General features: G+C 38.5%; 6 protein-coding genes and 3 tRNA genes. 6 read left to right on the forward strand and 3 right to left on the reverse strand.

Going from position 1 to position 5343, the window contains the following annotated elements:
* The coding region (locus AXA65_RS18295) for a transposase (protein ID WP_165596629.1) at positions 1–194 on the forward strand (194 nt) is incomplete at its 5' end.
* A gap of 118 nt (positions 195–312) precedes the next feature.
* Here AXA65_RS18295 and AXA65_RS18300 read toward each other — a convergent pair.
* From AXA65_RS18300 to AXA65_RS18310, 3 genes are all read right to left on the reverse strand, one after another.
* Positions 313–396 (reverse strand) — tRNA-Leu (locus AXA65_RS18300).
* Positions 397–401: 5 nt separating this feature from the next.
* Positions 402–477 (reverse strand) — tRNA-Gly (locus tag AXA65_RS18305).
* Positions 478–517: 40 nt separating this feature from the next.
* Positions 518–599 (reverse strand) — tRNA-Leu (locus tag AXA65_RS18310).
* A gap of 169 nt (positions 600–768) precedes the next feature.
* On the opposite strand from AXA65_RS18310, the gene AXA65_RS18315 reads away from it, so the two are divergent.
* From AXA65_RS18315 to AXA65_RS18335, 5 genes are all read left to right on the forward strand, one after another.
* On the forward strand, positions 769–1149 hold the full coding sequence (locus tag AXA65_RS18315) for a DUF3127 domain-containing protein (protein WP_063971492.1): 381 nt from the start codon (positions 769–771) through the stop codon (positions 1147–1149).
* A gap of 86 nt (positions 1150–1235) precedes the next feature.
* Entirely contained in the window at positions 1236–2039 is an 804-nt protein-coding gene (locus AXA65_RS18320) for an N-formylglutamate amidohydrolase (RefSeq protein WP_063971493.1), read from the forward strand.
* Positions 2040–2239: 200 nt separating this feature from the next.
* Positions 2240–3604, forward strand: a complete 1365-nt coding sequence (gene hutF / locus AXA65_RS18325) for a formimidoylglutamate deiminase (RefSeq protein ID WP_063971494.1) — start codon at positions 2240–2242, stop codon at positions 3602–3604.
* A gap of 4 nt (positions 3605–3608) precedes the next feature.
* Positions 3609–4256 carry a leucyl/phenylalanyl-tRNA--protein transferase gene (gene aat, locus AXA65_RS18330; protein WP_063971495.1) on the forward strand — a complete coding sequence of 216 codons (648 nt, stop codon included), beginning with the start codon at positions 3609–3611 and terminating at the stop codon, positions 4254–4256.
* Positions 4253–5134, forward strand: coding sequence for a DMT family transporter (locus AXA65_RS18335; RefSeq protein WP_063971496.1), 882 nt, complete (start codon positions 4253–4255; stop codon positions 5132–5134). Before aat ends, AXA65_RS18335 begins: the two co-directional genes overlap by 4 nt.
* Positions 5135–5343 lie beyond the last annotated feature (209 nt).

Raw genomic sequence — 5343 nt, forward strand, 5'->3', positions numbered from 1 at the left:
GTTTTAAATCCTTTTCAACACTTAAAAATACGATTACAAACCATTATAATGACATCCTGAATTATTTTGAAAGAAGAAGTACCAATGCATCTGCAGAATCGTTTAACTCGAAAATAAAGAACTTTAGATTACAACTTCGGGGCGTAAAAGACAAAGCATTTTTCCTTTTTAGATTATCCAAACTTTTCGCCTAGTCCCCCGGTTTTGAAACTGATCCAAAAAAACTAAATAGAAGGATACACATTGAACGCCTTATCGTCCTCCACTAAAAACAAAAAAGACTGCTAATCAAAGATCAACAGTCATATTTTGTACCCCAGACGGGACTTGAACCCGTACGTCCTTACGGACACAGGATTTTAAGTCCTGCGTGTCTACCAGTTCCACCACCAGGGCAGAGGTGGAGCGAAAAACGGGACTCGAACCCGCGACCCCGACCTTGGCAAGGTCGTGCTCTACCAGCTGAGCTATTTTCGCATAAAAAAAATTCCTAATTGCTTAGAAATTTTTAGCATTGTGCGGATGAAGGGACTCGAACCCCCACGCGGTGAAGCACCAGATCCTAAGTCTGGCATGGCTACCAATTACATCACATCCGCATTATTTTGAAGAACTTCTTTTCTTTCGTTTTGGTGAGTGCAAATATAGAGACTTTTCATATTACCTCCAAAATTATTTCAATGTTTTTTTAAAACTTTTTTGCTCATCTGTTTTTGGAATAACATCAATACTTTTATTACCTTTACAGACTTAAAACATTTTCGAGACATGGAATTAACAGGAACAATCAAGAAGATTTCTGATTTACAAACATTTGCAAGCGGATTTCAAAAAAAAGAACTCGTTCTTTTGACGGAAGAACAGTATCCACAACCAATTAATATTGAATTTACTCAAGATAAAGTTGATTTGCTGAACGCATACAAAGTTGGAGATAGCGTAAAAGTTCATATCAATATCAGAGGAAGAGAATGGACAAGTCCTCAAGGTGAAGTAAAGTATTTCAACTCTATCGTAGGATGGAGAATGGAAAAAGGTGGTGCTTCTGATTTTAACGAGCCAACTCAAGCGACTCCAAACCAAGGTCAACCGGCTGCTGAGAACAAGAATGTTTTCGCAGAGGATGAAGATGACGATTTGCCATTCTAAGATTTTAGAATCAATCTATAATAAATCCCTGCATTTTTGATAAAAGATGCAGGGATTCTTTTTATATTTCAACTTCAAAATTATCTATGGAAATCTTTAAAATCATTGAACCTGCTACTCCGAAAGTTCCCATTATTATTAGTGTTCCTCACGCAGGGACATTTATTCCACAAGATATAAAATCAATGATGAATCCTGAATTGTCTGATAAATTGGATGATACAGATTGGTTTATCGATAAGCTTTATGGTTTCGCAACTAATCTAGGAATTACGATCATTACTGCCAATTACAGCAGGTGGGTTGTCGATCTAAACAGGAATCCGCAAAATCAACCGCTTTACAATGACGGAAGAGTGATTACAGATGTTGTGACGGTGACTGATTTTAATGGAAATCAGATTTATAAAGATAATTATATTCCAGATTCTGAAGAAGTTTCAAGAAGAGTTGAATTGTATCACAAACCTTATCACGAGAAATTGGACGAACTTTTACAACAAACAAAAGCCGAATTCGGGAAAGTATTGCTGTTTGATGCACATTCGATTAGGAAATCTGTTCCTGGAATTCGGAATGAGGATTTTCCGGATTTGATCCTGGGCGATAATGATGAAACGTCTGCAAGTCCTGAATTAATTAAAACTACCATTGATTCTTTACAGAATAAAGGTTACGAGTTTTCTCACAATCACCCTTTCAAAGGTGGTTATATCACGAGAAGTTTTGGAAAACCAGAAGAGAACATTCACGCTTTGCAACTGGAAATGTGCAAAACGAATTATATGGATGCTTCGGAAATGACTTATGATGAGGCTAATGCGGAGAGAATTCAAATGGTTTTGAAAGAAGCACTATTGAAACTTATTGAAACAATGAAATATATTTGATTTCAATAATATTTCCAGAGCGTTTGTACTTAGGAAAAATGTTGATTCGAAGCTGAAAACCGCAGCCCGACTTGAGCGGAAATCCTTTTTTGCGTGGTCTTGCGTTCTCTTGAACTGGAAACATTCTGCAAAAAAGATTGGGAGCGGAAGTCGGATAAAGCTGCCCAAATTAAATTATATATTAAAATAACGAAGACCTGATGTACACATTCAAAGGATTACTGACCGAAAACGGCTGGATGGAAAATGCTTTTGTAAAGCTGGACGACGCCGGAAATATCTCTGAACTGAAAACCGTGGAAACACCCGAAGGCGAATATGTTGACGGCTATGTTTTGCCGGGATTTCAAAATGCGCATTCGCACGCTTTTCAGTATGCGATGTGCGGTTTGGCGGAATATTTTGAAGGCTCGGAAGTTCCGGATGATTTTTGGAGCTGGCGCGATGCGATGTACAGAATTGCACTGTCACTTTCGCCAGAACAAATGGAAGATGTTGCCGCAATGTTGTACGCAGAAATGTTGAGAAACGGTTATACATCGGTAGCGGAGTTCCATTATGTACATCACGATAAAGACGGAAAAGCTTACCAGAATCTTTCTGAAATGGGTGAAAGATTGGTTGCTGCTGCGGAAAGAGTTGGGATAAGAATTACTTTAATTCCGATGTTTTATCAGAAAGGAAATTTCGGGACAGAACCTTACGATTTACAAAGACGATTTATTTCGAAAAATATTGAGGATTACTATCAACTGTTGGAAGCTTCGAAGCAGTCGATAAAGTTTTATGACAAAGCGAACTTGGCGGTTGGTTCGCATTCTTTGAGAGCGGTTCAGAAAGAGGATTTGATTGAGTCATCTTTGCTTGCGAAAGATTATCCGTTTCATATTCACATTGCGGAACAGTTGAAAGAAATCAAAGATTCTGTAGATTTTTACGGAAAAAGACCGGCGGAATGGCTTTTGGAAAATTGTGATGTGAATGAGAATTTCAATTTGATTCATTGTACACATTTGGAAGATAATGAGGTTGAAGGCATTGCGAAATCTGGTGCGAACATTGTTCTTTGTCCGTCAACGGAAGGGAATTTGGGTGATGGAAGATTCCGATTTAAGGATTATCAGAAGTTTGGTGGCAATTGGTCGATTGGAACCGACAGTCAGATTTGTGTGAATCCTTTGGAAGATTTGCGACTTCTGGATTACGGACAGCGAATCTACACGCACAGACGTGACACATTTTTCCAGCCAAATCAAGGTGACAGCGGATTCAATGCTTTGAAGACAGCTTGGAAATCCGGAAGAAAATCGATGGCTTTTGAGAATGAAAATTTCTTCAAGGTCGGGCAAAGTTTTGACGCAGTTGTGATTGATGCAAAAGCGCCTTTGATTGCGACTTCTTCGCTTAAAAATCTTTGTAATACAATAGTTTATTCGTCTGATTCTTCACATTTGCTTGGAACTATCGTTACAGGAAAATGGGTGGTGAGAAATGGGAAACACGAGAATTACGAAGATGTAAGACAAGGTTTTGTTAAATCCATTAATGAAATTAAAATACGCTAATTAAATGTTCCGCTTAGACCCAGAAGATATTTCTTTTCCTGACCCAGAACTTTATGACCCAGATGGCGGACTAATGGCCATTGGTGGTGATTTGAAGCCAGAAAGACTTTGGTTTGCTTATCAATTGGGACTTTTCCCTTGGTACAACGAAGGCGAAGAAATCCTTTGGTGGTGTCCCGACCCGAGATTTGTATTGTTCCCAAATGACATCAAAATCTCAAAATCGATGAAGAAAATTCTGAGAGACGAGGTTTTTCAATTCACGGAAAACCAATGTTTTGAGGATGTGATGAGAAACTGCAAAATGGCCGAGCGGAAAGACCAGGACGGCACATGGATTAACGAAGAACTGATAGAATCGTTTGTGAAACTTCATCAATTGGGGAAAGCAAAAAGTTTTGAGGTTTGGCAAAATCAAGAATTGGTTGGTGGTTTCTATGGCATCCAAGTCGGGAATGTGTTTTGTGGCGAAAGTATGTTTGCCAAAGTTTCCAACGCATCTAAAGCTGGATTTATCCATTTCACAACCAAATATCAGAATGAATGGGAACTCATTGACTGTCAAATTCATTCTGAACATTTGGAAAGTCTGGGCGCGAAAATGATTCCGAAAATAGATTATTTAAAAATCTTAAAACAACAGATCTCTTGACAGCAGAAAGACAAAAATGGATTCTCCTGATTGCATTATCATTAATTTGGGGTTCCTCTTTTATATTGATTAAAAAATCTTTGGAACATTTCAATCCTTATGAAGTCGGTGCTTTGCGCGTTTTGATTTCCGGAATTGTGCTGATGCCTTACGCCATCTCAAAAATCAAATTGTTTCCGAGACGACATTTGAAATGGCTCATCATTGCAGCATTCACTGGAAGTTTCATTCCAATGTTTCTTTTCCCGATGGCGGAAACCGAAATTAGCAGCAGCATTGCCGGAATCATCAATTCGATGATGCCGATATTCGTAATTATTGTGGGTTCTTTGGTTTGGAAATTATCGACGACAAAAAGGCAATTGCTTGGTGTTTTGATAAGTTTTGCTGGTGCATGTATTTTGGCTTTGGGAAGTGGCGAAAGTGGTGACATTAAAATTTATCCGATTTTACTTTTGCTTCTTGCAACATTGCTTTACGCAATCAGTACGACCACTATTAAATCAAAACTGCACGAGGTTCCGGCCATTCTGATGTCGGCCTATATTTTTTCATTTGTTTTATTTCTGCCATCGCTGATTGCTTTGATTTTTTCTGGCTTCTTCAAAGATTTGACATTGAATCAAAGTACGTTGGAAGGATTGGGTTTTGTGGCGATATTATCGATTTTCGGGACGGGATTGGCGATGATGATGAATTATAAATTATTGAGTATTTCGACACCTCTATTTGCATCTACAGTAACTTTGCTGATGCCGATTGTGGCGATTATCTGGGGAATTCTGGATGGTGAGAAATTGACGACGCAGCAATCTGTTGGCGCTTTGGTCATTTTGGCTGGGCTGATATTTTTGAGGAGTAAGCCGAAGGTTGTATGATATTTTTAGGATCGACTGTTATCTTTTGAAACAACAGGTCGCACCTACGGAGCTTGTTTTAAATTCGTTAATTGTTTTCTATTAACAGGTCGTCGCTCTGCGACTTTTATTTGAAAAGAGCTTGTGGTCTTTTGTCGTTCTGGTACTGAAAAAAAATAATATACAGAAAACCATAGCCCTGATTGAAACGGGATCAGTTTCAAAACCTG

The organism is Chryseobacterium sp. FP211-J200, from assembly GCF_001643375.1.
Lineage (GTDB): Bacteria > Bacteroidota > Bacteroidia > Flavobacteriales > Weeksellaceae > Epilithonimonas > Epilithonimonas ginsengisoli.